The 25,464-nt window shown below is 73.5% G+C and carries 23 protein-coding genes; 13 read left to right on the forward strand and 10 right to left on the reverse strand.

All coding sequences use genetic code 11. The annotated features are described in order from the left end of the window. Window positions 1-11: 11 nt before the first annotated feature. Window positions 12-947: a LysR family transcriptional regulator gene (locus IEZ07_RS14885; protein WP_191895296.1), complete on the reverse strand. Its 936-nt coding sequence runs from the start codon at window positions 945-947 to the stop codon at window positions 12-14. Window positions 948-1,194: 247 nt separating this feature from the next. Here IEZ07_RS14885 and IEZ07_RS14890 point away from each other — a divergent pair, with 247 nt between their 5' ends. Genes IEZ07_RS14890 through IEZ07_RS14900 form a run of 3 tightly spaced genes read left to right on the forward strand, consistent with a single transcriptional unit; the run spans window position 1,195 to window position 4,636 of the window. After that, the gene (locus tag IEZ07_RS14890; protein WP_239319992.1) at window positions 1,195-1,977 is read left to right on the forward strand and encodes a succinate dehydrogenase cytochrome b subunit; all 783 of its coding nucleotides are present in this window, start codon (window positions 1,195-1,197) and stop codon (window positions 1,975-1,977) included. Continuing rightward, a complete protein-coding gene (locus IEZ07_RS14895; RefSeq protein ID WP_191895297.1) occupies window positions 1,974-3,902 on the forward strand; it encodes a fumarate reductase/succinate dehydrogenase flavoprotein subunit in 1,929 nt (642 codons plus the stop codon). Before IEZ07_RS14890 ends, IEZ07_RS14895 begins: the two co-directional genes overlap by 4 nt. Beyond that, window positions 3,899-4,636, forward strand: a complete 738-nt coding sequence (locus tag IEZ07_RS14900) for a succinate dehydrogenase/fumarate reductase iron-sulfur subunit (RefSeq protein ID WP_068901278.1) — start codon at window positions 3,899-3,901, stop codon at window positions 4,634-4,636. The genes IEZ07_RS14895 and IEZ07_RS14900 overlap by 4 nt, the downstream gene beginning before the upstream one ends. A gap of 241 nt (window positions 4,637-4,877) precedes the next feature. Here the strand turns inward: IEZ07_RS14900 and IEZ07_RS14905 are convergent, their stop codons facing one another. Continuing rightward, on the reverse strand, window positions 4,878-5,972 hold the full coding sequence (locus IEZ07_RS14905) for a hypothetical protein (RefSeq protein ID WP_204054380.1): 1,095 nt from the start codon (window positions 5,970-5,972) through the stop codon (window positions 4,878-4,880). A gap of 295 nt (window positions 5,973-6,267) precedes the next feature. On the opposite strand from IEZ07_RS14905, the gene IEZ07_RS14910 reads away from it, so the two are divergent. The 3 genes from IEZ07_RS14910 to IEZ07_RS14920 are packed head-to-tail and all read left to right on the forward strand — an operon-like array spanning window position 6,268 to window position 7,927. Next, window positions 6,268-6,618, forward strand: a complete 351-nt coding sequence (locus tag IEZ07_RS14910; RefSeq protein ID WP_191895299.1) for an ArsR/SmtB family transcription factor — start codon at window positions 6,268-6,270, stop codon at window positions 6,616-6,618. Continuing rightward, on the forward strand, window positions 6,618-6,902 hold the full coding sequence (locus IEZ07_RS14915) for a hypothetical protein (protein ID WP_191895300.1): 285 nt from the start codon (window positions 6,618-6,620) through the stop codon (window positions 6,900-6,902). Before IEZ07_RS14910 ends, IEZ07_RS14915 begins: the two co-directional genes overlap by 1 nt. Window positions 6,903-6,922: 20 nt before the next feature. Beyond that, a complete protein-coding gene (locus tag IEZ07_RS14920; RefSeq protein ID WP_239319991.1) occupies window positions 6,923-7,927 on the forward strand; it encodes an NAD(P)-dependent alcohol dehydrogenase in 1,005 nt (334 codons plus the stop codon). Between the two features lie 189 nt (window positions 7,928-8,116). On the opposite strand, the gene IEZ07_RS14925 is transcribed toward IEZ07_RS14920, so the two are convergent. Continuing rightward, complete coding sequence (locus IEZ07_RS14925) at window positions 8,117-8,677, reverse strand: Clp protease N-terminal domain-containing protein (protein WP_191895301.1); 561 nt, start codon at window positions 8,675-8,677, stop codon at window positions 8,117-8,119. 2 nt (window positions 8,678-8,679) lie between these two features. Beyond that, window positions 8,680-8,913: an RNA polymerase subunit sigma-70 gene (locus IEZ07_RS14930; protein WP_068901296.1), complete on the reverse strand. Its 234-nt coding sequence runs from the start codon at window positions 8,911-8,913 to the stop codon at window positions 8,680-8,682. 191 nt (window positions 8,914-9,104) lie between these two features. Between IEZ07_RS14930 and IEZ07_RS14935 the strand changes: the two genes are divergently transcribed. Beyond that, window positions 9,105-10,793: an ABC transporter ATP-binding protein gene (locus IEZ07_RS14935; protein WP_191895302.1), complete on the forward strand. Its 1,689-nt coding sequence runs from the start codon at window positions 9,105-9,107 to the stop codon at window positions 10,791-10,793. 6 nt (window positions 10,794-10,799) lie between these two features. Continuing rightward, complete coding sequence (locus IEZ07_RS14940) at window positions 10,800-12,590, forward strand: ABC transporter ATP-binding protein (protein ID WP_239319989.1); 1,791 nt, start codon at window positions 10,800-10,802, stop codon at window positions 12,588-12,590. Window positions 12,591-12,833: 243 nt separating this feature from the next. Here the strand turns inward: IEZ07_RS14940 and IEZ07_RS14945 are convergent, their stop codons facing one another. Further along, a complete protein-coding gene (locus IEZ07_RS14945; RefSeq protein WP_191895303.1) occupies window positions 12,834-14,903 on the reverse strand; it encodes a S9 family peptidase in 2,070 nt (689 codons plus the stop codon). A gap of 185 nt (window positions 14,904-15,088) precedes the next feature. Here IEZ07_RS14945 and mshB point away from each other — a divergent pair, with 185 nt between their 5' ends. From mshB to rraA, 5 genes are all read left to right on the forward strand, one after another. Beyond that, window positions 15,089-15,994: an N-acetyl-1-D-myo-inositol-2-amino-2-deoxy-alpha-D-glucopyranoside deacetylase gene (gene mshB, locus IEZ07_RS14950; RefSeq protein WP_191895304.1), complete on the forward strand. Its 906-nt coding sequence runs from the start codon at window positions 15,089-15,091 to the stop codon at window positions 15,992-15,994. Window positions 15,995-16,005: 11 nt separating this feature from the next. Further along, entirely contained in the window at window positions 16,006-16,491 is a 486-nt protein-coding gene (locus IEZ07_RS14955; protein ID WP_191895305.1) for a DUF6113 family protein, read from the forward strand. 18 nt (window positions 16,492-16,509) lie between these two features. After that, window positions 16,510-17,004, forward strand: a complete 495-nt coding sequence (locus IEZ07_RS14960; RefSeq protein WP_239319988.1) for a flavin reductase family protein — start codon at window positions 16,510-16,512, stop codon at window positions 17,002-17,004. Between the two features lie 17 nt (window positions 17,005-17,021). Then, window positions 17,022-17,456 carry a hypothetical protein gene (locus IEZ07_RS14965; RefSeq protein WP_191895306.1) on the forward strand — a complete coding sequence of 145 codons (435 nt, stop codon included), beginning with the start codon at window positions 17,022-17,024 and terminating at the stop codon, window positions 17,454-17,456. A 154-nt stretch (window positions 17,457-17,610) separates the two neighbouring features. Then, entirely contained in the window at window positions 17,611-18,090 is a 480-nt protein-coding gene (gene rraA / locus IEZ07_RS14970) for a ribonuclease E activity regulator RraA (RefSeq protein WP_068901309.1), read from the forward strand. A 95-nt stretch (window positions 18,091-18,185) separates the two neighbouring features. Here rraA and IEZ07_RS14975 read toward each other — a convergent pair whose 3' ends face one another. The 5 genes from IEZ07_RS14975 to IEZ07_RS14995 form a co-directional block, all read right to left on the reverse strand. Then, window positions 18,186-19,586 carry an ATP-binding protein gene (locus IEZ07_RS14975; RefSeq protein ID WP_191895307.1) on the reverse strand — a complete coding sequence of 467 codons (1,401 nt, stop codon included), beginning with the start codon at window positions 19,584-19,586 and terminating at the stop codon, window positions 18,186-18,188. A gap of 58 nt (window positions 19,587-19,644) precedes the next feature. Continuing rightward, on the reverse strand, window positions 19,645-20,121 hold the full coding sequence (locus tag IEZ07_RS14980) for a GNAT family N-acetyltransferase (RefSeq protein ID WP_068901313.1): 477 nt from the start codon (window positions 20,119-20,121) through the stop codon (window positions 19,645-19,647). Window positions 20,122-20,280: 159 nt separating this feature from the next. Further along, on the reverse strand, window positions 20,281-21,417 hold the full coding sequence (locus IEZ07_RS14985) for a CysS/YqeB C-terminal domain-containing protein (protein ID WP_191895308.1): 1,137 nt from the start codon (window positions 21,415-21,417) through the stop codon (window positions 20,281-20,283). Window positions 21,418-21,465: 48 nt separating this feature from the next. After that, complete coding sequence (locus IEZ07_RS14990) at window positions 21,466-23,313, reverse strand: sigma factor-like helix-turn-helix DNA-binding protein (protein ID WP_068901316.1); 1,848 nt, start codon at window positions 23,311-23,313, stop codon at window positions 21,466-21,468. Between the two features lie 48 nt (window positions 23,314-23,361). Further along, window positions 23,362-25,461 (reverse strand): UvrD-helicase domain-containing protein, encoded by a 2,100-nt coding sequence (locus IEZ07_RS14995; protein ID WP_191895309.1) that lies wholly within the window; start codon window positions 25,459-25,461, stop codon window positions 23,362-23,364. Between the last annotated feature and the right edge of the window lie 3 nt (window positions 25,462-25,464).

A 25,464-nucleotide genomic window follows, 5' to 3' on the forward strand; every position in this document is an offset into this window, starting at 1 on the left:
CTAAAGGTTTGTCAAGAACCCTCGCCGAGCAACTCGACACCCGGCGGGAGGCTGCCGTCGTGGGCGGCCTCGGCGAGGAAGAACAGCAGCGTGGCGCGGAACGCCTGGGCGGCGCGGATGGGCTCGACGTCCTTGCGGTGGGCGATGGCGATCGTACGGCGCAGCCCCGGCGGCGCCAGCGGGGTCCCGGTCAGTCCCGGACGGCCGTCCAGGACCATCGAGGGCACGAGCGCGATGCCCAGGCCGGCCTCCACGAAGCGGAGCACGGCGTCCATCTCCCCGCCCTCCACCGCGAAGCGCGGCTCGAACCCGGCCTGGCGGCACGCGCTGAGCGTGGCCTCCCGCAGGTCGTAGCCGCGCCGGAACATCACCATCGGACGCCCGCGCAGGTCCTCTATCCGCAGGTACGGCCTGCGCGGCGGAGCGATCGACGGGGAGACGACCACCAGGTTCTCCCGCAGGATCTCCTCGGTGACGAGGGAGGGATCGTCGCTCTGCAGCGGCATGATGATCAGCGCCAGGTCGAGCTGCCCCCGCGCCAGGGCCCGGACCAGGTCGCGGGAGCCGCCCTCCTCCACCAGCAGTTCGATGCCGGGGTAGTCGCGGTGGAAGCGGGCCAGGGCGTCGGCCATCAGCCCGGCGCAGAGCGACGGGGTGGCGCCTATCCGCACCCGCCCCCTGCGCAGCCCGGCCAGCTCGCCGATCTCGCGCCGGGCGGTGTCGGCGTCGGCGAGCATTCGGCGGGCCAGCGGGAGCAGCGCCTCCCCCGCGGGGGTGAGGGTGACGTTGCCCCGGGCACGGCTGAGCAGCGGCGCACCGAGCTCGGCTTCCAGGGCCTTGATCTGCTTGCTCAGCGACGGCTGTGCGACGCGCATCCGCTCGGCTGCCTGGGTGAAGTGCCGAGCCTCGGCGACCGCCACGAAATAGGCCAGTTGCTGGAGCTGCACGCTTCCCTAGCGTAGGGATCCCCCGCCCCCCGATCCGGGGCGGGGCCGCCCGCGAGGTAGAACAGCGGTTACCGGCCCCCGAGCCGCGACGCGCAGCGTCGCCATGAGCACTGTGAGATTGCTCGCACTTGCTGACACGGTGTCATGACCCAAGTTCCCGGGACGCAGAAGCAATAGCCGCAGGCTATGGAAACCACATCCGCGATGACTTGGACGGGACCAAAGTCCTTTTCCTAGCTTCGGGATCGTGACTGCCATGATTGAGCGCGGAACGTCCACCGCGCAGGTCGACCCCCCCGCGGGCGCCCCCGCGAAGCCTGTGACGCCTCCCCGAGCCGCGCCCGCCAAGAGGAAGGGCGGGTTCCTCGGCTCCTCCAACGGGAGGAAGGCCGTGATGGCCGTCACGGGCGCCGCCCTCGTGCTCTTCCTCGTCGGCCACATGGCCGGCAACCTCAAGGCGTTCTTCGGCGCCGATTCGTTCAACGATTACGCCGCCTTCCTGCGCACCATGGGCGAGCCGATGCTCCCCCACCGGGTGGCGCTGACGATCGTGGAGGTCGGGCTCGCCGTCGCGATCGTCCTGCACATGTGGGCGGCGATCACGCTGGCCCGGCGGGCGAGCAGGGCACGGCCGGTCAAGTACGCGGCCAAGCGCAAGTCCCAGGCCGGCGGCTACGCCGTCCACACCATGCGCTACGGCGGCGTCATCATCCTGCTGTTCGTGGTCTACCACCTGCTCGACCTGACGTTCGGCACGGTCAACCCGGCCGGCTGGGACGGCACGCCGTACGAGCGACTGGTGCAGGGCTTCGCCCCCGAGCGCTGGTGGGTCACCGCCTTCTACGCGGTCGCCGTCGTCATGGTCGGCCTGCACCTGCGCCACGGCCTGTGGAGCGCCTTCCAGACCCTCGGCCTGGCGAGCGGCCGCAGCTACCGTCCGCTGAAGGCCGTGGCCGCCACGATCTCCGCGGTGCTGGTCCTCGGCTTCCTCGCCGTCCCCGTCGCGGTCATGATCGGAGTCATCAAGTGAACAAGCACTACACCGAGGGCGAGCCGATCCGCGACACCAAGGCCCCGGCCGGTCCGATCGAGGAGCGCTGGGAGAAGCGGAAGTTCAGCGCCAAGCTGGTCAACCCGGCCAACAAGCGCAAGATGCACGTCATCGTGGTCGGCACCGGCCTGGCCGGCGGCTCGGCCGCCGCGACCCTCGGCGAGCTCGGCTACAACGTCACGTCGTTCTGCTACCAGGACTCGCCCCGGCGCGCGCACTCGATCGCGGCGCAGGGCGGCATCAACGCCGCCAAGAACTACCGCGGTGACGGCGACTCGATCTACCGGCTGTTCTACGACACCGTCAAGGGCGGCGACTTCCGCGCCCGCGAGTCGAACGTCTACCGCCTGGCCCAGGTCAGCGTGAACATCATCGACCAGGCCGTGGCGCAGGGCGTGCCGTTCGCCCGCGAGTACGGCGGCCTGCTCGACACCCGGTCCTTCGGCGGCGCCCAGGTCTCCCGGACCTTCTACGCCCGCGGCCAGACGGGCCAGCAGCTGCTGCTCGGCGCCTACCAGGCGCTGGAGCGGCAGATCGCGGCCGGGACCGTGAAGATGAACACCCGCCACGAGATGCTCGACGTGATCGTCAGCGACGGCCGGGCGCGCGGCGTCATCGTCCGCGACATGGTGACCGGCGAGATCGAGCGGCACCTCGCCGACGCGGTCGTGCTCGCCACCGGCGGCTACGGCAACGTGTTCTTCCTGTCCACCAACGCCAAGGGCTGCAACACCACCGCGATCTGGCGGGCGCACCGGCGCGGCGCGATGTTCGCCAACCCCTGCTACACCCAGATCCACCCGACCTGCATCCCGGTCAGCGGCGACTACCAGTCCAAGCTGACCCTGATGTCGGAGTCGCTGCGCAACGACGGCCGCGTCTGGGTGCCGGTCAAGGCCGGTGACACGCGCCCGGCCTCGGAGATCCCCGAGGAGGAGCGCGACTACTACCTGGAGCGCATCTACCCGGCGTTCGGCAACCTGGTCCCGCGTGACATCGCCTCCCGGGCCGCCAAGAACGTCTGCGACGAGGGCCGCGGCGTCGGCCCCGGCGGGCTGGGCGTCTACCTCGACTTCGCCGACGCGATCCGGCGGCTCGGCCGCGAGGCCGTGGAGAAGAAGTACGGCAACCTGTTCGAGATGTACGAGCGCATCACCGGCGAGGACCCGTACAGCCAGCCGATGCGCATCTACCCCGCCGTGCACTACACGATGGGCGGCCTGTGGGTGGACTACGACCTGCAGTCCACCATCCCCGGCCTGTTCGTGGTCGGCGAGGCCAACTTCTCCGACCACGGCGCCAACCGCCTCGGCGCGTCCGCGCTGATGCAGGGCCTGGCCGACGGCTACTTCGTGCTGCCGACCACGATCGGCGACTACCTCGCGAACGGCCCCTACGGAGAGGTCGACGACGGGGCCGTGGCCGAGGCCGAGGCCGCGGTGCAGAGCAAGATCGAGAGGCTGCTCTCGGTGAACGGCACCCGCACCGCCGACTCCTACCACCGCGAGCTGGGCAAGCTCATGTGGGACTACTGCGGCATGGAGCGCACCGAGGAGTCCCTGCGCAAGGCCCTGGAGCGGATCCCCGAGCTCCGCGAGGAGTTCTGGCAGAACGTCAAGGTGTCCGGCACCGCCGACGAGCTCAACCAGGCGCTGGAGCGGGCCGGCCGGGTCGCCGACTTCTTCGACCTGGCCGAGCTGATGTGCATCGACGCCCTGCACCGCACCGAGTCGTGCGGCGGCCACTTCCGGGCCGAGTCGCAGGACGCCGACGGCGAGGCCCTGCGCGACGACGAGAACTTCGCCTACGTCGCGGCCTGGGAGTACGGCGAGCAGGGTCCGGTCCTGCACAAGGAAGCCCTGGAATACGAGTACGTCAAGATGAGCCAGCGGAGCTACAAGTGAATCTGACCCTGAAGGTCTGGCGCCAGAAGGGGCCGCAGGACAAGGGCCGTATGGTCACCTACCGGGTCGAGGACGTGTCCCCGGACATGTCCTTCCTGGAGATGCTCGACGTGCTCAACGAGCGGCTCATTCTGGAGGGCGACGACCCGATCGCCTTCGACCACGACTGCCGCGAGGGCATCTGCGGCATGTGCGGCATGGTCATCAACGGTGTCGCGCACGGCGAGCAGGTGGCCACCACCACCTGCCAGCTGCACATGCGGCACTTCGAGGACGACGCGGTCATCACCATCGAGCCGTGGCGCGCGGCGCCGTTCCCGGTGGTGAAGGACCTGGTCGTGGACCGCTCGGCGTTCGACCGGATCATCCAGGCGGGCGGCTTCATCTCCGTCCCCGCCGGATCTGCCCCGGACGCGCACAGCGTCCCGGTGAAGAAGGTCGACGCCGACGCGGCGTTCGACGCGGCCACCTGCATCGGCTGCGGCGCCTGCGTCGCGGCCTGCCCGAACGGCTCGGCCTCCCTCTTCACCGCCGCGAAGATCACCCACCTGTCCCTGCTCCCGCAGGGCCAGCCCGAGCGCGACTCCCGCGCCAGGGCCATGGTGGAGCAGATGGACGCCGAGGGCTTCGGCGGCTGCACCAACACCGGCGAGTGCACCGCGGTCTGCCCGAAGGGCATCCCGCTGGACACCATCGCGCAGATGAACCGGGACTACCTCAGGGCGTCCAAGTGACCTGAGGGGCGTATGCTCCGATCTGCCGGGCGGTGACCCGGCCTCCGAGCGGGCGACCGCGGCGGGCGGACCGCGGATGCAGCGGTCCGGCTCGCGCGGCCGGCGCGGGAGACGGCGTGCACCATCGCGGGCCGCACCTTCGTGGGGAGGTGCGGCCCGTGGGATCTCGGGGCGGAGGCACGGGTCTCTCGCGAAGCCCCGTCCCCGCCCGGGCCGTACGGAGGGGACGCATCCGGGCCGGTCAGCGGATCCCGCGGGTCTCGAAGGCGGGGTAGCCCGGCAGCGGGGGCGTCTCCCAGTTTCCGGTGACCTCTCGCAGCAGCCGCCGCATCGTCCGGGTGAGCGCCGGGAACTCCTCCAGTGCGCTCGCCGCCTCCCAGCGGTGCAGCAGAAGCTGCCTCCTCGTCGGAACCGGCCGGCGGGTCCGGTGCAGCGGCCCGTCCTCCGCCGTGCGCGGCAGCAGCCACACCGTCGTGTTCACCGTCCAGGCCGCGACCGCCCGCCGTATCCCGGCCTGCCACACCGCCTCCTCAGCCAGCGCCGGATATGCCGCCACGACCTCCAGGCGGAAGGCCTGCTCGATCTTCTCCGCCACTCCGGCCGGCAGTCTGAAGGCGCACCAGCAGGTGGAGAACGGCATCCTGCAGTACGCGGCCGTCAGGAAGACCGACTGGAAGCAGGCGGCCTCGAAGTCGATCAGCCGCAGGCCCTCCGGGGTGATCAGGTTGTTGTCCGGGCAGGTGTCGCCGGGAGTGAACACGGGATATTCATCCCAGATCGTTGTCTCGATCTCCGCCAGCTCCTCGGCCAGTCCTTCCGGCGTCATGATCCCGGCCTCGGCCAGCAACGCGAGCAGGGCGGTGATCCTCTGTGCGATCCACCGCTCCTCATCCCCGGACGCCGCGTTCTCACCGTTCTCGCCGACTCCGCCGTATCGCGCTCGCAGTCGCGCGAGATCGGCGCGGCGGTGCACCGACCCGGCGGCGAGCCGCCCGAGTCCGCGGGCCCACGCCAGCAGACCCTCGACGGCGGCTTCCGGGTCGTCTCCGAGCAGCACGTCCGCCAGTGTCGGCGCGCTTCCGAGGTCTGCCATCACCAGCAGCGGCACGGAGGCGTCCACGCCCAGCAACTCGGGCCCGGCCAGCCCCAGCGAGAGTCCCGCCGCCTCGGAGGCGAAGGCGCGCCGCCCCTCCGGCCCGTCGCGGAAGGACTTGACGACCACGCTGCCGCCGAGGGCCGTACGGCACCGCAGCACGGTGCTGCGCGTGCTGCCTCCGAGATCGACCGGGCGGGACGGATCGGTGCCCAACAGCTCTCCCGCTGCATGCAAGATCATTTCCATCCCGGCATCCTGCCACCGTTCCGGTGGCGTGGCACCTGGAGGGCGCGTCGCCGGAAGGCGAGACGGGCCATGCGGACTGGTGCCGCGGTCATGTCCGGGGACCGGACGACGCGGCGGCCCTACCCGAACCCCCGGCGGTGGTCATCGGAGGGCGCACGCTCCGAAACCTCGGGCGGCCGCGGCTGCCTGGCGTGCTCGGCACGCTCGGTGGCCCAGCCGAGACTGTCGCCGGCCGGGTGGCATGCTATGGTTTCACCTATAAGAAAATTCTTACATGTGAAGGATCGCCATGACGACGGCACGGCCGACCGGTGACGAGCTGGTCGCGATGCTGGCGGCGCTGGCCAATCCGCTGCGGCTGCGCATCGTCGCGCGGCTGGCCGGCGGGCGCGACTACGTGAGCCGCCTGGCCCGCGAGATCGGCGTCAGCCGCCCGCTCCTCCACATGCACCTGCAGCGGCTGGAGGCCGCCGGCCTGATCGTCGGCACCCTCGAGCTGTCGGAGGACGGCAAGGCCATGAAGTACTACGAGGTCGCGGACTTCGACCTGCGCCTGACCCCCTCGGTGCTGGCCGAGGCGGCCGAGACCCTGACCAGATCGGACCCGGAGAAGGGTCCCGCCCGCAAGGAGCAGTCCTGATGAACCTCGGTGCAGCCGAGACGGCCACCTGGCCCGGCACGGTCCTCGTCCTCGGAGTGCTGCTTCTGGCCGTGATCCTCCTCATCGCCGTGATGGCGAGCCTCCAGGAGCTCCGTAAGACGAAGCTGCTGGCGGCCCGCGAGGAGGACCTGCGGCAGCTCGTGCGCCGCTACGAGCAGCTTTCCGAGAACACCCTCGACGCCCAGCAGCGCTCCGCCGCGGACCTGTCCGAGCTGCGGTCGCGGACGGCGTCGATCGAGCAGATCCTGCGGACCGTCGAATGACGGGGAACGGAGAACGCGCCATGACCACGCCCGCGGCGGACCGGAGGACCACGATGAGGGCGATCGTCCGGGACCGGTACGGTTCCCCCGACGTCCTGCGCCTGGAGGAGATCGGCAGGCCGGAGGCCGGAGACGGCGAGGTGCTGGTGCGGGTCCGCGCGGCCGCCGTCAACTCCGCCGACTGCAAGCTGATGAGAGGCGAGCCGTCCCTGGTCCGCCTCATGGGGTACGGCGTGTTCAAGCCGAAGCAGCGGATCCTGGGCCGGGATTTCGCCGGCCGGGTCGAGGCGGTCGGCCGGAACGTGAGGCACCTGCGCCCCGGGGACGAGGTGTTCGGCGAGACGGCCGGCGGGGCCTTCGCCGAGTACGTCTCCGTCCGAGAGGGCGCGCTGGGACTGAAACCGGAGAACCTGACGTTCGAGCAGGCGGCCGCGGTGCCCCTGGCGGGGAGCACCGCCCTGCAGGGCCTGCGCGACCGGGGAGGGGTGCGGCCGGGGCAGCGGGTCCTGGTCAACGGCGCGTCGGGCGGCGTGGGCACGTTCGCCGTGCAGATCGCCAAGGCGCTCGGGGCGGAGGTGACCGGCGTGTGCAGTGCGAGGAACGCCGAGCTGGTCCGCTCACTCGGCGCGGACCGGGTCGTCGACTACGCGACGGAGGACTTCACCCGGAGCGGGCGGCGCTACGACCTCGTCCTGGACGTGGCGGGGAGCCGCTCGCTGCGGGCTCTGCGGAGCGTGCTGGACCCCCGCGGGACGCTCGTCCTGTGCTCGGGCGAGGGCGGCCGCCGGATCGGCCCCATGGGCCACGTCGTCGGCGCGCTCGCGCTCTCGCTGTTCGTGGGCCAGAGCCTGCGCCCGCTCGCGGCGAAGACGACCGCGGAGAGCCTGGCCGCCCTCAAGGAGCTCGTCGAGTCCGGGAAGGTCGTCCCGGCCGTCGACAGGACGTATCCGCTGAGTGAGGCGCCCGAGGCCATGCGCTATCTCGAGGAGGAGCACGCGAGGGCGAAGATCGTCATCACGGCGTGAGCGGAGACTCCGCTGCGAGGGCTGCGAGGGCTGCGAGGGCTGCGAGGGCTGCGAGGGCTGCGAGGGCTGCGAGGGCTGCGAGGGCTGCGAGGGGAGAGGGGCGGGGTCGGCCCCGCCGACGGCTCCCGGGGGCCGCCGGCGATGCCCTCGCCCCGGGGAGGGCCCCGCTCCCTCCGGCCGGGACCGTCCTCAGCCGAGCTCGGCGACGAGTTCCCGGCGCAGGGTCTCCAGGTCGACGTCCGCCCCGGACAGGACGCGGTGGGCCGGGCCGGGACCGGCGCGCAGGACGCCCAGGAGGATGTGTCCGTCGGAGATGTGCCTGTGCTTCAGGGCGAGGGCCTCGCGCAGGGACAGCTCCAGGGCCTTCTTCGCCGGGGCGGTGAAGGCGATGTGCCGGCCGCTGACCAGGCGGCCCCGGTTGGTGCGCTGCGGCGGCCGGTCCAGGGCACCCGGACCGAAGGCGGCCTCGACCCGCTCCCGGATGGCGGACAGGTCGATGCCGATCGCCTCCAGCGCGTCGGCGTCGATCCGGTCGCCCGCGTGCGGCGGGATCATGCCGAAGACGGCCCGGTAGGCCCGCTCGTGGTCCAGGCCGTGCCGGATCAGCAGCCGGGCCGAGACGCTCTCCGGCCGGTCGAGCAGGCCCAGCAGGATGTGCTCGCTGCCGACGAAGTGGTGGTTGAGCCGCCGGGCGTTCTCCTGGGCGAGCTTGACGGCCTGGCGGGCGTCCTGGGTGAACCGTTCGAACATGCCTACTTCTCCCTTCTGAGGAGACCGCGGCCCCCCGCGTACTTCTTGTGCACCGCCTGCTTGGAGACCTCCAGGCAGTAGGCGATCTCCTGCCAGGACCAGCCCTGCTCGCGCGCGTTCTCCACCTGGAGGGCCTCCAGTCGGTCGACGAGCATCCGCAGCGCCCGCACGGCCCGCAGGCCGACGGCGGGGTCGCGGCTGCCGGCGTCGGAGGCCAGCTGTGCCGTATCGCTCATGACGTCAATGTAGGTTGACGACGTCTTTTCGTCAACCCTCGTTGACGTCGATGTCGCGCCGGCCGGGCGCCGGACGGGTGCGCGGACCGGCCTTCGGACCGATGGGGGCGGCGCGGGCGCGCGTACGGGCCACCGCGCGGACGGAAAATGGTTTGCCTGGTCAGAGCGGAGTTTGCCAGCCTGGACGAGCCATGCGCTCCTTACCCGCCGCTGATCCCGGCATCCCCGACGCCCGAAGCCCGGTCCGCTACCTGCTCTGGATCGCCCGCAACCAGGCCGGTCCCCTCGCCGTCGGCATCGCCTACGCCGTCCTGTGGTGGCTCACGATGGCGCTGGTCCCCGCCTTCGTGGGCAACGGCATCGACGCCATCACCGACAGGGACCTGCCCGGACTGCTCACCTGGGGGGCGCTGACGTTCGCCCTGGGCGCCGCACAGGCGGTCACCGGGGTCATGCGGCACCGGATGGCCGTCCACAACTGGCTGAGCGCCGCCTACCGGACCGTCCAGGTCACCGTCCGGCAGGCGACCAGGCTGGGGGCGACGCTGCCCAGGCGGATGTCCACCGGAGAGGTGGTCAGCGTCGGCAACTCCGACATCGCCCACATCGGCAACGCGATCGACATCCTGCTCCGCGGCACCGGCGCAGTCGTCGCCGTCGCCGCGGTGACCGTCATCATGTTCGGGATGTCGCCGGTGCTCGGCCTGACGGTGCTGGTCGGCGTCCCGCTGATGGCGGCCGCCGTGGCGCCGCTGCTCAAGCCGCTGCACCGCCGCCAGCACGCCCACCGCGACCTGCAGGGCGAGCTGTCCACCCGGGCCACCGACATCGTCGCCGGCCTGCGCGTGCTGCGGGGCGTCGGCGGCGAGCAGGTCTTCGCCGACCGCTACGCCGCCGAGTCGCAGAGGGTACGGCGCGCGGGCGTCCGGGTGGCCGCGGTGGACTCGGCGCTGGAGGGCGCGCAGATCCTGCTGCCCGGCCTGCTGATCGCCGCCGTCACCTGGCTCGGCGCGGCCTTCGCGATCGAGGGCCGGATCACCCCCGGTGACCTCGTCACCTTCTACGGCTACGCGGTCTTCCTCGTCGCCCCGATGCGGACCCTCACCGAGGCGGCCGACAAGCTGACCAAGGGGCACGTGTCCGCCCGCCGGGTGGTGCGGATACTGAACCTGGAGCCCGAGATGACCGGCGGCGCCGCCCGTTCGGACGGCGGCCTGCTCCGCGACGTGGCCTCCGGGGTCGCGGTCCGCCCCGGCACGCTCACCGCCGTTGCGGCGGCCACGCCCGAGGAGGCCGTCGCCGTCGCGGAACGGCTCGGCCGCTACGTCGGCGGCGACGTGGACTTCGGCGACGTGCCGCTGGACACGCTGCCGCTCGCCGAGGTGCGCCGCCGGATCCTGGTGGCCGACAACGGCGCGCGGCTGTTCGCCGGGACGCTCCGCGACGAGCTGGACGTCTCTGGCACGGCCCCGGACGAGGTCCTGGCCGAGGCGCTGCACGCCGCGTGCGCCGAGGACGTCGTCGAGGCGCTCCCCGGCGGTCTGGACGCGCCCGTCGCCGAGTCCGGCCGGGAGTTCTCCGGCGGCCAGCAGCAGCGGCTCCGGCTCGCCCGGGCCCTGGTGGCCGATCCGGAGGTGCTCATCCTGGTCGAGCCCACCAGCGCCGTCGACGCGCACACCGAGGCCCGCATCGCCGACCGGCTCGCCAAGGCCCGGCAGGGCAGGACCACACTGGTCTGCACGACCAGCCCGCTGGTGCTCGACCGCGCCGACCACGTGATCTACGTCGAGGGCGGCCTCGCGCGTGCCCAGGGCACCCACCGCGAGCTGCTGACCACCGCGCCCGCCTACGCCGCCACCGTCACCCGAGGGGAGGACTGATCCGCCGTGAGTGAACGAACGGACGGACAGGCCGGAGGATCCGCCGAGCCGGACGGCGGACGGATCCTGCCGGTCGCCGACCGGGCGCAGGTCCGCGCCTACGCCCGCCGGCTCACCCTGCAGCACCCCCGGGCGCTGGCGGCGGCCCTGGTCCTGCACGGCCTGGCCGCCGCCTGCGGCCTGGCCGTGCCGTGGCTGCTGGGCGGGCTCGTCCAGGACGTGCACGACGGCGCCGGGGTCGCCCCCGCCGCAGTGGCGCTGGCCGTGGCAGGCTTCCTGGTCGGCCAGGCCGTGCTGGTCAGATACGCCGTCTACGCCTCCTCCGCGCTCGGTGAGAAGGTCCTGGCCGAGCTGCGCGAGGAGTTCGTCGGCCGGGTGCTCGGGCTGCCGCTCTCGGCGGTCGAGCGCGCCGGGTCGGGCGACCTCATCACCCGGACCTCCCGGGACGTGGACTCGCTGTCGCGGACCGTGCGGCACGCCGTACCCGAGACACTGATCGCGCTGGTCACCTGCGCCGTCACGGTCGGCGCGCTGGTGCTGGTGGGACCGCTGCTGGTGCTGCCCTCGCTGCTGGCCGCCCCGGTGCTCTGGTTCTCCACCCGGTGGTACCTCAGGCGCGCCCGGGACGGTTACCTGCGGGAGAGCGCCGCCTACGCGGACATGACCGACGGCCTCGCCGAGACGGTCAACGGCGCCCGCACGGTGGAGGCCCTGGGCCTGCAGGAGCGGCGCCACCGGCGCACCGACGCCGACATCGCCCGGTCGTGGGCGGCCGAGCGCTACACCCTCGGCCTGCGCACGGTCTGGTTCCCGGCGGTCGAGTTCGGCTACGTGATCCCGATCGTGGCCACGCTGGTCGCCGGCGGCGCGTTCTACATCGAGGGCTGGGCCTCGATCGCGCAGGTCACCTCGGCTGTGATCTACGTGCAGCAGCTCATCGACCCGCTCGACCGGCTGCTCATGTGGATCGACGAGCTCCAGGTCGGCGGGGCCTCCATGGCCCGCCTGCTGGGCGTCTCCGAGGTGCCGGACGACCGGGAGGCCGGCACCGCCGCCCCGGACGGCCGGGAGCTGCGGGCCGATGGGGTGCGCTACGCCTACCGCGAGGGTCGCGACGTGCTGCACGGCATCGACCTGGCGGTCCGGCCGGGGGAGCGGCTGGCCGTGGTCGGCCCGTCCGGCGCGGGCAAGTCCACGCTGGGCAGGCTGCTCGCGGGCATCCACGGCCCGCGTGCCGGGAAGGTCACGGTCGGCGGGGCGCCGCTGGTCGAGCTCCCCCTGGACGACCTGCGCGGCCAGGTGGCGCTGGTGACCCAGGAGCACCACGTGTTCCGGGGCACGCTCCGCGACAACCTGCTGATCGCCCGCCCGGAGGCGGACGACGACGCGATCCGGGCGGCTCTCGCGGCGGTGGACGCCGGAGATTGGGTCGCGGCCCTGCCGGGCGGCCTGGACACCGCCGTCGGCTCCGGCGGTGAGGAGGTCTCGCCGGCCCAGGCCCAGCAGCTGGCGCTGGCCCGGCTGGTCCTGGCCGACCCGCACACCCTGGTCCTCGACGAGGCGACCTCGCTGATCGACCCGCGCGCGGCCCGGCACCTGGAGCGGTCACTGGCCGCGGTCCTCGACGGCCGCACGGTGATCGCCATCGCGCACCGCCTGCACACGGCGCACGACGCCGACCGGGTCGCGGTGGTCGAGGGCGGCCGGATCAGCGAGCTGGGCTCCCACGACGAGCTCGTCGCCGCGGGCGGTTCCTACGCCGCCCTGTGGAGCAGCTGGCACGGCACACCGCGATAGCCGCCACGGCACTCCGCGGCAGCCGGGACGAACCCGCCGCCCGGGCACGGGCCTGGGTGGGGCGCGCCGCGCTCGGCGCACGGGCCCGGGTGGAGCGGGCCACGCCGCGGTACGGCGGGCCACGCCGCGGTACGGCGGGCCACGCCGCGGTACGGCGGGCCACGCCGCGGTACGGCGGGCCGCGCTCCGGCGGGCCGCGCTCCGGCGCGCGGGCCCGGGCCGGGTCCCGCGCGCCGTACCGGTTCAGCCGATGCCGAGGGACCTCCTGAGGAAGTCGACCTGGAGCAGGAGGAGGTTCTCGGCCACGACCTCCTGCGGGGTCATGTGGGTCACGCCGGACAGCGGGAGCACGTTGTGCGGGCGGCCCGCCGACAGCAGCGCCGAGGAGAGCCGCAGGGTGTGCGCGGCGACCACGTTGTCGTCGGCCAGGCCGTGGATCAGCAGGAGCGGCCGGTCGAGCTTCTCGGCGTCGGCGAAGAGCGACGAGGCGTCGTAGTGACCCTCCTCCGGCTGCCCGAGGTAGCGCTCGGTGTAGCAGGTGTCGTAGAGCCGCCAGTCGGTCACCGGGGCCCCGGCGACGGCCGCGTGGAACACGTCGGGGCGGCGCATCACGGCCAGAGCCGCCAGGTAGCCGCCGAAGGACCAGCCGCGGATGGCCACCCTGGACAGGTCGAGGTCGTCGGGGAAGCGCTCGGCGACGCCGTGCAGGGCGTCGACCTGGTCGTCGAGGACCGGCCCCGCCAGGTCGTGCAGGACGGCCCGTTCGAACTCCGGGCCCCGCCCGGGGGTGCCCCGGCCGTCGGCGACGACCACCGCGAACCCCTGGTCGGCGAACCACTGGCTGGTCAGGTAGGCGCCGGACGCGGCCAGCACGCGCTGGGCGTGCGGCCCGCCGTACGGGTCCATCAGGACCGGGAGCCGGGCCGAGCCGGGCACGTGGCCGCTGGGCAGGATCACGGCGGTGGACAGCTCGCGCTCGCCCGTGCGGATCAGGGAGACCCGCAGGTCCAGGCCGTGCCGCTCGGCGTGCGAGGCGATGTGGCCGCGCGGCCGGTGGTGGTGCAGGACCTGGACCTGCGGGCCCTCGCTGCCGAGGGTCTGGCCGACGAGCACGAGGGTGCCGCCCGCGGTGCGGCCGTTGTAGACGCCGCTCTCGGGCGGGCTGACCAGGGTGATCCGGCCGTCGCGGTAGGCCCAGACGGCGATCTCGGCGGGGTCGCCGCCGCTGGCCCGGAAGAGCACGGTGTCGCCGTCGATGTCGAGGACCTCGCGGACCTGGAGGGTGGGCGGAGTGGCAGGCTCGTCCCCGATGACCAGCCGGCGCCCGCCGCCGGAGTCGGCGACCCAGACCAGGGTGCCGTCGGACAGGTGGCCGGGCACGCCGGTGACGATCTCCACCCAGGCGTCGTCGGTGTCCTCGCGGACGAGCGCCGACTCCCCGGTGGCCGGGTCCACCTTCAGCAGCCTCATCGACCGCTGGTCGCGGGAGAGGGTGACGATCGCCAGGCCGTGGGCGTCCCAGCGGGCGTTGACGAGGTACTCGTCGGTGAAGGGGACCCGGACGCGGGAGCCGCTCAGGCCGAGCACGAAGAGCTCGACCTTCGCGTTCGGCGTGCCCGCGGCGGGATAGCGCTGCGGGACGGCGGGGCGGGACGGGTTGGCGGGGTCGGCGACGAACCACTCCTGGACCGCCGACTCGTCGGCCCGCTCGACCAGCACCGCGTCGCCCGCCGGGGACCACCAGTGGCCCCGCATGCGGCTCATCTCCTCGGCCGCGATGAACTCCGCCAGGCCGTAGGTCACCCCGGGGCCCTCGGGCCGGGCCAGGACGTGGTCCACCTCGTCCGCCAGGCTCTGCACGTGGAAGGCGCCGCCGGTCACGTAGCCGACGTAGCTCCCGTCGGGGGACAGCCGCGGGTCGATCACCGGGCCGGACGTGGTCAGGCGGCGCACGCCCGCGGTCTTCAGGTCCACGGCGTACAGGCCGCCCGCGAGGGTGAAGACGGCCGTGGTGACCGCGCCGTCGGTGCTGTAGCCGACGATGCCGCCGGCCTGCTCGCGGCTGCGCTCCCGGCGGGCGCGCTCCTCGGGGGGCAGGTCCTCCTCGCCCGCGTCGAGCGCGCGGGGGTCGGCGATCAGCCGCTCACCGCCTCCGGCGACGTCGAACTCCCACAGGCAGGTGACCGGGTCCGAGCCGCTCCTCGTCCGCAGGAAGACGACCCGGGAGCCGTCGGGCGAGATCGTGAAGCCACGCGGCACCCCCAGGGTGAAGCGGCGGGTCCGGGCATGGAGACGAGGGAAGCTCTCACTCATACCGCTCATCCTGCCAGCTTGACAGCGCATTCCACGGCGCACGCAGACGTTCGAGTGAAGGCTGTTATGAAAGAAAATGGGCATACGCGACTTAATATGCGAATTAACTGCTCACCAGGGCCGCCGCCGGTTCACGGCTTCCTCCCGGCCCGGGCCGCCCCCGGTGCCCCGATACCCTCTGAGTCATGAACGATCGGCGCCTGCTGCTGGTACACGCCCACCCCGACGACGAGACGATCGGCACCGGGGCCACCATGGCCAAGTACGCCGCCGAGGGCGCCCGGGTCACCCTGGTCACCTGCACGCTGGGCGAGGAGGGCGAGGTCATCCCGCCGGAGCTCGCCCACCTGGCCGCCGACCGCGACGACACGCTGGGCGCGCACCGCGTCGGCGAGCTGGCGGCGGCCTGCGCGGCGCTCGGCGTCGCCGACCACCGCTTCCTGGGCGGCGCCGGACGCTGGCGCGACTCGGGCATGATGGGCGCCGCCTCCAACCACCGCCCGAACGCCTTCTGGCAGGCCGACCTCGACGAGGCCGCCGGGGAACTGGTCAAGGTGATCCGCGAGGTGCGCCCCCAGGTTCTCGTCACCTACGACGACAACGGCTTCTACGGCCATCCCGACCACATCCAGGCCCACCGCGTCTCCTGGCGCGCCCTGGAGCTGGCCGGCGACCCCGCGTTCGGCGAGGGCGAGCCGTGGCGGATCGCCAAGTTCTACCTCACCGCGATGACCAGGTCCGCCGTCCGCCGGGCCGCCGAGGCGATGCGCGAGGCGGACGCGCCCTTCCAGGTCGCCGAGGCCGAGGACCTGCCGTACGGCTGCGCGGACGAGGACGTCACGACCGAGATCGACGCCCGCGAGCACGTCGGCGCCAAACTGGAGGCGATGCGCGCGCACGCCACCCAGATCAGCGTGGACCCGCCCTGGTTCGCCCTGTCCAACGGCATCGGGCAGCAGGCGTTCGGGGTCGAGCAGTACATCCTGCGCCGCGGCGTGCCGGGCCCCCCGGGGCCGGGGGCGCCGGTCGAGGCCGGCGGCGTCGGCGAGCCGTACGACCGCGAGGACGATCTCTTCGCGGGCATCGGCTAGCCTCGGTGGTCGTGGAGGGAATTCCTGAGGCGGGCCCGGCGACGGGCCCCGGGACGGGCGGGACGCAGGCGGCCGCGGGGCCGCCGCCGCGGCTGCTCACCGCTGCGGCCTACGCCGTGCTCGTCCTCCTCGGCGCCCTCATGGGACTCATGGGCGGCTTCCAGCACTCGTGGTACCTCCGGCCCGTCCCGATCTCGGCCATCGGCTGGGTTCTGGGGACCTTCGCCGTCTGTCACGGCGCGGGGCGCGCGATGGGCGGCCGGGCGGGGGCCATGGCACCCGCCGCCGGCTGGCTGGCGGTCACGACGCTCTGGCTGACCGCGCGCCCCGAGGGCGACCTGGTCATCGCCGACGACGTCTCGGGTTACGTCTACCTGTACGGCGGGCTGCTCGCCGCGCTCGCGGGCGCCCTGCTCGTCCCGCCGGGCAGCGGCGGGTCGTGGCTGCTCAGCGGCCACCCGCACGGATCGCACCCGGTGAGATCAGATTCGTCCTGATTGCGTATGGTGGCGTGCGTGCACGTTGAGCAGCCAGTGGACCGCGACGCCTACCGCAGGGCCGTCGGCCGTTTCGCGACCGGCATCGCCGTCGTGACCACCCGGCTCGGCGGGATCGACCACGTGATGACCGTGAACTCCTTCGCCTCGGTCTCCCTCGACCCGCTGCTCGCGCTGTTCTGCGCGGAGAAGGTCGCCCGGTTCCACGACGCGGTGCTCGCCGCCGGGGTGTGGGGGGTGTCGGTCCTGCCCGACACCGCCGAGGACGTCTCGCGTTTCTTCGCCCACCGGGGCCGCCCGCTCGCGGGCCAGCTCGACGGCCGCCCGCACCACCACGGCGGGCTCGGCGTCCCGCTGCTCGACGACGCGCTGGCCACCCTGGAGTGCCGGACCACCGCAGTCCACGACGGCGGCGACCACTCCATCGTGGTCGGCGCGGTGGTCGCGGTGGCGACCCCGGCGGAGGGCTCGCCGCTGCTCTACCACGAGGGCCGCTACCGCCGCCTGGGCTGAAGGCGCACAATCGCCGTATGCGACGGTGGCACCGGGCGCGGCGGACGCTCAACTACGCGAACCTCTCCACCCCGTTGGGGCTGCTGGTGGCCCGCCTGGGCCGGGCCCGGCTGACCGCCGGGCCGGACGGCCTGCTGCTGGCGCACGGCTACCGCATCCCGTTCCCGGTGGCCGGGGCGTTCACGGTCGGCAACGTGGTCCTGACCCGGCACGGCGAGGGCTACCTGACCGGCGCCCTGCTCCGCCACGAGGACCGGCACGCCTCGCAGTACGCCGCGTGCGCCGGACTGCCCATGCTCCCGCTCTACGTCGCCGCGGTGGCCGTCTCGGTGCTGGTCTGCGGGAACCCCGGCTCCTGGAACGTCTTCGAGCGGCTGGCGAACCTGGAGGACGGCAACTACCCCCGCACGCCGCCGTGGTGGACCCGGGCGCGGGTGCGGCGGCGGAGGTAGGCCGGGAGGGGCCCCTCCGCCGGATCCGCCGCGACGGCACGGGCTCCGCGCGTCCAGGTCCGGGCGAGGGCCACCCCGGGGCGGGAAGGCCGCGGCCCGGACGAGGGCCACCCGGGCGGGGGAGGCCGCGATCGCGTCCGGGAGAATGCGGCGCATGGAGTTCACGACCGCCGACCTGATCGACGCCCACGGCGACATCCTGGCGAGCTGCGTGACGCAGTTCCGCTCGTACGGCCTGCGCGCCCGCTTCGCCGGGCCGATCGCCACCGTCCGCTGCCTGGAGGACAACGCCCTGGTCAAGCAGGTCCTGGCCACGCCGGGAGAGGGCCGGGTCCTGGTGGTGGACGGCGCGGGCTCGCTGCGCACCGCCCTGATGGGCGACCTGATCGCCGCCTCGGCCGTCGCCTCCGGCTGGTCCGGGGTGGTCGTCAACGGCGCGGTCCGCGACACCGCCGCCTTCGCCGGCCTCGACCTCGGCATCAAGGCGCTGGGCTCCAACCCGCGCAAGAGCGCCAAGGCGGGCAGGGGCGACCTCGACGTCCCCGTCACCTTCGGCGAGGTCACCTTCGCCCCCGGCGCCTGGCTCTACAGCGACGAGGACGGCATCGTCGTCAGCCCGCACGCCCTGCCGTAGGCCCCGATGACCTCACCCGGTGGCCGCCGCCGGAGATGTCGGACCTCGGAGATCCGACGCTCCGTGACCGTGGAAGGACCGCCTCCGGCGGCCGTTCACGGGAGCTCGGGGGCGAAGACGTCGGCGGCGGTGACCGCGAGGAGATCCGGGTCCGCGTTGACGACCGACTCCCGGGCGCAGACGGCGTAGCGCAGGTCGTCAGGAGCGTCGGTGATCCCCGCCGCCTTGGCGGCGAGCTTCCGGCGGAGCCTGGCCGCGTCGACTTCGCGGGCCCACTTGGACTCGCCCACCATGACGGGCACCTTGGTGCGTTCGCGTCGCCCGATCACCACGGCGTCGATCTCGTCCTGCCCGTCGGCCCGCCACCACGGACCGACCGCGATCACCGAGGGACCGAGTCGTCCGGCCACGGCCAGGCGCCGGAGATGGTCCCGGAAGGCCTCCTCGTAGACCGCGCCCATGTGATCGTCCAGGTCGGCGACGATCTCACCGACGATGGCCGCTCCCAGCCCGCGCTCGATCTCGGCGCGGTAGCTCTCCAGGACGCCCAGGTAGAAGGCGAGGAAATTGTCGGCGATCCGGTAGATCCTCCTGCGCGTGCGCCGGGGATCCTCGGTGACGGGGATCTGGCGCTCCACCAGCCGCATCTGGATCAAGCGGTCGAGCGTACGGCTCGGTTCCGCTTTGACCGCGTCGGAGATCTCCTGGTATCTGGTCTTCCCGGAGGCGATCGCGAACAGGATCGCGGCGGGCAGAGCACCCGACTCCGCCTCGGAGTTCACCACTCGTTCTCCCTCACTGAGCAGGAGGGAGCCGGGCCTACAGGCCAGCCGCCGGAGATTGCCGCTCACCGGCGCGCCCTGGTCCCACCATTCGAGATACTGCGGCATGCCGCCGACCACGCCGTAGACCAGGGCGCGTTCGGCCGGTCGCAGGTCGGGCAGCATCGCCGCGGCCTCGTGCGGACGGAACGGATGGAGCAGCAAGGTGAGGTCGAAGCGTCCGTAGAGCGGTTCCCGGTAATCCTGGATGGCCTCCATCGTCCGTACGGAGGAGCCGCAGATCAGGATGCGGAGCTGGGTCCTGCCCCTGGAGCGGTCGAGAAAGGCCCGCAGGATTCCGGGCAGCGCGGGGGAGACGGCGATCAGCTCGGGGAACTCGTCGAGCACCAGCAGGAGCGGCTCGTCGCGGGCCGCCAGAGCCAGCTGCTCGAGCAGATCCTCCCAACGTTCGTACGGCCTGCTGACCAGGTCGCGCCCGGGGATGGAAACCGCTGCGGAGATCCGATGGGAGAGCTCCGCCAGCTCGTCCAGGATGGGACGGCGTGCCGCGGTGTGGAAGACGACCCGCCGTTCTGCAGAGAAGCGCTCGATCAGGGCGGTCTTGCCGACCCTCCGGCGACCCCATAGCAGGGCGGGGCGCGGGAAGGAGCTGCCCCACCAGTGCTCCAGCGCTTCAAGCTCCGCCGTCCGGCCGACGAAACGACCAATGCCCATGAGAGAAAACTAACATGGCCCGTTACTAACGTGTGGCGTTAGTTGCATGTCCTGTTAGTTAGAGGGCCGTCTCCAGGACCGTGGAGCGGGTCGCGAAACCGTGGCGCAGATAGAAGCGCACGGCGCCCTCGTTGCCCGCGTAGGCCGTCACCCCGGCGTACTGCGCGCCGTGCTCGCGCGCCCAGCTCCGGAACTCCGCCACCAGCCGGGAGCCGACGCCGCGCCCCCGGTAGGGCGGCTGGACGTACATGCTGCCGAGCGTCGCCACCGCGACCGGCCGCATCGCGGTGGGCCCGGACAGCGAGCCGGTCAGGTGGCCGACGATCCGCCCCCCGTCGTCGGCGACCATGACCAGGCGGGCCGGATCGTCCATCGCCGCGGCGAACCTGGCCGCGCCGTGCTCGCGCGGCCAGGCGATGTTCAGTGACGGGTCCCGCGTCCCGGCGTCCTCGGCGAACAGCGCCGCGCTGCAGGCCACCACCCCGTCCAGGTCCTGCGCCCGGGCGGGCCGTACGACAACACCGATCTCACTCATGAGACGGGACGCTAGCGGGCGGCACCGACATTCACCGCGAACCATCCCGGGTCATCCAGAGATCGTTCCCCTGGAAGCGCACGGCCGGGGCGGCGGGAACACGTGCGCCTCCTGAGAAGGGATCGCGCTCCCCGGCGGCGGGCCGTCCCGGGACTCCCGCTACCGGACCGTCCAGGACTGGCCCTGCGGGGTGTCGGCGACCTCGACGCCCAGCCCGGCCAGTTCGCGCGTGAGCAGGTCGCAGGCGGTCTGGTCGCCGGACTCGCGGGCGCTCCGGCGCCGCTCCAGCAGTTCGGCCGCGCCGGGCGGAAGGGTCCGGGGCCGGCCGATGTCCAGCGGCAGATCCAGGCCGAGGACCTGGTCCAGGTGGAGGAAGGCCTCGAACCGCGAGCCCGGGGCGAGCGACTCGTCCCCCTCGATCTCGTCCAGCAGCCGCAGCGCCAGCGGCGTGTCGAGGTCGTCGTCGAAGGCGGCCTCGATCCGGGCGACCCGCTCGGCGGGCATCGGCCGGCTGGGGGACTCCGACCACTCCGCGACACGCGCCCGCCGGCGCCGCAGCGCCCGGTCGGCGGCGCGCAGGGCGTCCCAGGTGAGGTCCACCGGCTCGCGGTGGCGGTGCCCCAGCAGCGCCAGCCGTACGGCCAGCGGATCGAGGCCCGCCGCCGCCACGTCCCCCAGGGACACGCCCGCCCCGGCACTCCCGCCCGCCGTTCCGCCCTCGAAGCGCAGCGGCGCACTGCGGACCGGCCGCCGGGCCGCCCCCGGGGCGACCGCCTCCAGCAGGACGGTCTCCTCGGGGGAGCTCAGCAGGACGTGCTCCCCGGCGGGGGCGAGGGCCTCGGAGACGACGGCCATCTCGGCGAGCAGGGCTGCGGCCTCGCTCCCGCGGGGCGAGTGCTCGGGCGGGCGCAGGTTCAGCGCCGTCGCGTCCGCGCGGAACGCCTCCTCGTGGGAGGGCGCGTCCTCCCGGACGGAGGACCCGTCCGCGCCGGGAGCCCCACCGGTCTCACCAGGCGCCCCGCCGGTCTCCCCGAGAGCCCCGTCGTGGAGCCCTCCGGAAGCCCCGGAGCCGGTCCCGTGGAGCCCGCCGGGCCCCCCGGCCACGCGGTGCAGGACGACCCGGAGCCGGTGCCGCTCGCAGACCCGCCTGACCAGGTCCGCCAGGAGGTGCGGCCGCAGGTCGCCCAGCCGGGCGGGGCGGTCCGCGGGCGGGGCACAGGTGTACATCCGCAGGGAGCGGGCCCCTTCGGGCACGACCCGGTCGGCCCGGCCGCCGGGGTCAAGGAGTCTCAGCACGGAACGGCCCCCGTCGGCTCGTCGGACGGCGTGCGCCGGGAAGACCCATCAGGCGGCGCCCTCCAGGAAGGTGAGGATGTCGCGGTCGCCGCGGTCCCGCAGGCGGGCCAGGACCTCGTCGCGGGCGGCGCCCTCGGACAGGCCGATGCGGCCGCCGATCAGGCGCAGGCCCTCGGCCTCCGAGGCCACCGGGGCGGTGTAGCCGATCAGGTGCAGGGCCCGGTTCAGCGCCGGGATGCCGGGGACCGCCGCGGGCAGGTAGCGGGTGAGCAGTTCGCCGCCGTCGGAGACCGTCAGGAAGACGTGGTCGCCCTCGGAGGCGCCCGCGGCCACCAGGATCGGGCGGATGGAGCCCATGGTCGGCTGGTTGTGCCAGCTGATCACCACGTCGCCGGACGGGGTGGAGGCGGTGAGCTGGCCTCCCGGGGCCATGCCGAGGTAGGCGGCGAAGCCGGTGGGCAGCGGCGAGCCGGAGCCGCGCAGGTGCTCGGCGTTGACGTCCACCCGGTGCCACCAGCGGCCGTCCCGGCTGCGGAAGCAGCGGCGGGTCGAGGCGACGTCGCGGCGCGGCTGGTAGTCGCTCTGCTCGGCCCCCGCCACCCGGATCCACCCGCGCTGGGTGCGTTCGAAGCCGGGACCGCCCGCGTAGGCGCGCACCGAGCTCTCGCTCACGTCGTAGCGGGAGGTCAGGTTGGTGACGATCGTGTTGACCGGCGCCTCCCCGCCGGCCCGCTCGATCTCCCGGGCGATCATCTCGCGGATGCCGAGGTACTGCTCGCCGCCCCAGCGCGTCAGGCCGTACTTGTTCCGGTCCAGCCGCAGGAACCGGTCGTCGGCGGTGAGCTGGTTGCGGATGCCGACCAGGCTGTAGTCCTCGCCGATGCGCTCCTGGATCTCCTCGGGGGTCAGCGCGCCGCCTGCCACCGCGAGCACGGCCTCCGCCTTGTCGTTGACGCTGCGCGGCCAGGGCACCACGTGCTCCTCCAGCACCCGCAGCTGGGGCACCGAGACGAGCCACCGCTCGGCCACGTCCTCGCGGATGCCGAGCTGGCTGACCAGCGTGACGGCCTCCGCCAGGGGCCGGGGCCCGTCGGTGAACAGCTGCCGGGTCTTCTCCCGCAGCTCGTCGGCGCCCCCCGCGACCAGCCACCCGTCGACCTGCTCGTAGCCGGTCAGCAGGGTCCGCACGAACCGCCAGGCCGGGATGGAGAGCGTCTTCAGCTCCGTGCGGTGCCACGGCACCGCCGCCGCCAGGTCGTCGGCGGGCACCGCCGAGCCGAGCCGGCCGCGCAGCCATGACACGTGCGCCACCAGCGGGGCCGCGTCCGGGCCGGAGAGCCAGGTGTCCACGTGGTCGCGCAGGTCGCGCTCGATCTGCCGGATGCGCTCGCGCGTCACCGAGAACCGCTGGGCCAGCTCGTCCAGCGTCACCCGCTGGGAGGCGTACAGGCGGTCCCTGGCGATGGCGCGCTGGCGCTCGTCCAGGGTGGCGAAGACCTCGTCGATCAGCTCCGGCAGCGGCCGGTCCGGCCGGGAGGCCGGGACGGGGGCGACGCTGTCCTCGGTCACGGGTTCGAGCAGCCGCTCCAGCACCCCGGTGAAGAGCTTGTGCACGGTCTCGCGGCCGAGCCCCTCGGGCGTGTGCACGCTCGACGCCGGGTCGGCGAACCTGAGCAGGGGCAGGACGTCGCCGAGCATCAGATGGCCCCAGCACGACAGGGCGAGGTCGGCGAGCCGTCCCGCGACCTCGGGGGTCCCGACGATGGAGCAGGCACGCTCCAGCGGAAGCGCCTGCCACCACGCCTCGGGGAGGCGGGGGTCGTTGGCGATCGGCGCTACCTGGCCGGGAGAGGTCCAGCGCAGGGGTGGCGCGATGTCGCTCAGGCTGAGGTTCATTGGGGTCCAACCGGCAAGGGGAATGTATCCGCAGTTCAGAGTATGTGATCAGATGGGAAGGAACGGGCTGGCCCGCCCGGAGTGGGAGACGTAGAGCAGTTCCCGCGCCCGGGTGCAGGCCACGTACAGCAGGCCCCGTTCGCGCTGGAGGTCGTGCGCCCGCGCCGAGAGGTCCTCCTCGGCCGGGGTGAGCGAGTCGGGGGCGGGCACCACCCCGTCGGCGACGCCGATCACGGCCACCCGCCGGAACTCCCGCCCCTTCATGCCGTGCAGCGTGGTCACCCGCACCCCCGAATCCCGTAGGGCGGCCCTGGCCTCCCGGACGAGCCCGGCGGTCCTGGCGGCCACGGCAATCTCCTCCGGAGGCACGCCGTCCTCCCGGATCCACCGCCAGACGTGGGATACCAGACCGTTCAGCTCGTCCTCCGGTGAGTCGTAGGCGCGGACCACGGGATGCGGGCCGTGTCGGGTGGCGCGGAAACCGTACAGCTCCTGCACTCCGGCCACCAGCCCGTCGGCCGGTCCGCCCCCGCGCAGCCGTACCCCCCAGGAGAGGATTTCCCCCGGAAGGCGATGGGACACCTGAAGCCGCTGCTGGACCGCGTCGATCCCGAGCGAGGCGAGCGATACGCGGGTGTCGAGGACCCGCTGGTGCGGGTCGCCCACGATGAACAGGTCGTCCGGCGCGTGCGGCACCGCGGCGCGCAGCAGCCGCCACTGCACGGGGTGCAGGTCCTGCGCCTCGTCCACCACGATGTGCCGGTACGGCTCCCGCCGGGGCGCGGCCTCCTCCAGCAGGTCCCCGGTGCTCTGGCCGAGCAGGATCGACGCCTCGGCGGCGAGCTGGAGCAGGGTGCGCTTGCCGCGCTCGGCCAGCCGCCCGGTGACGTGCTCGACCGCCGCCCACACGGCGGCGCGCTCGTCCGCGGGGAGCGCGACGCCGCGGCCTGGCCGGGGGGCGGACAGGTACTCGTCCAGGGTGCGCAGGTTCTGCGCCAGGATGACCTGCTCCCACTCGCGCAGCAGGAACGCCGGGCTGCGGCCGCCGGCGGCCTCCCGCCAGAGCGCGCCCAGCTCCTCGGAGCCGACCAGGACGGGCGGGTGCCCCTCGGCGTCGGAGACGATGCGGTGGGCCAGCCGGTCCACGTTGCCGACCTCGACGCGCTTGCGGACCACCGCGTCCTCGATCAGCAGGTCGAGCCGGGAGGAGAGCTCGCCGCTCAGCCCCTGGGAGAAGGTGACCAGCAGGACCGGGCCCGCGCCGCGCGCGGCCAGGAAGGCGGCCCGGTGCAGGGCGAGGACGGTCTTGCCGGTGCCCGCGCCACCGGTGACCAGGACCGGCCGGTCGCAGGACTCCCGGTAGGCGAGCCGGTGCTGGGCGGGGTGCAGGAACACGCACCAGCCGGGCGCGTCGAGCACGTGGTTCAGCTCGCGCGGGTCCGCGGTGAAGACGGCGCGGTCCGGGCTGCGCACGAGCGCGGCGGCGAGGTCGTCGGGGTCGATCGGGGTGGCGGCGCCGGCCTGGCCGGGGGCGGGGCCGGCCGGGCCGGGGGCGGCGTCGACCGCGCGGCAGGCGTCGAGCTCCCGCCAGGCCGCGGCGACGGACTCCCCCCTGGCGAGTGCGGCCAGCGGGACGTACTGCGTCGGAGGGAGCAGCGGCTCCAGCGCCTCCAGCGTCAGCTCGTCGGTGATCAGCCGGACCAGGGGCAGGAAGCGGTGGTCGACGCCCAGTTCGATCAGGTCGGTGTCGCAGGTGTCGGCGAACAGCCGGGCCGGGAACGACGCCGCGGACCTGCGGATCGCCGTCTCCACGCGCTCCAGCGCCTCGGCGTCCCACACCTCCACCACGCCGATCACGGGGTTGACCCCGAAGCGGTACCGCTGGGCGTAGGCCCACGCCTCGGCGTCCGGCAGGACGGTCAGCAGCCAGTGGACGTCCCGCTGCCTGACCACCACACCGCGGTGCCGCTCGGCCAGGCGGAGCGTCGCGACGCGGTCGTCCCTGGCGCCCCTGACCCGCTCCGGGTGCGGCGCGCCGGCCGTGTTCTGCAGGAACCTGCGTACGGAGACCAGCGCGTCCCGGCGCGCCGGCTGGGGCAGCGCGCTGAGCTCCACGGGGAACTCCGGGGCGATCGCGAGTCGGGGCATCGG

The organism is Planomonospora parontospora (assembly GCA_014647935.1).
GTDB lineage: Bacteria > Actinomycetota > Actinomycetes > Streptosporangiales > Streptosporangiaceae > Planomonospora > Planomonospora parontospora.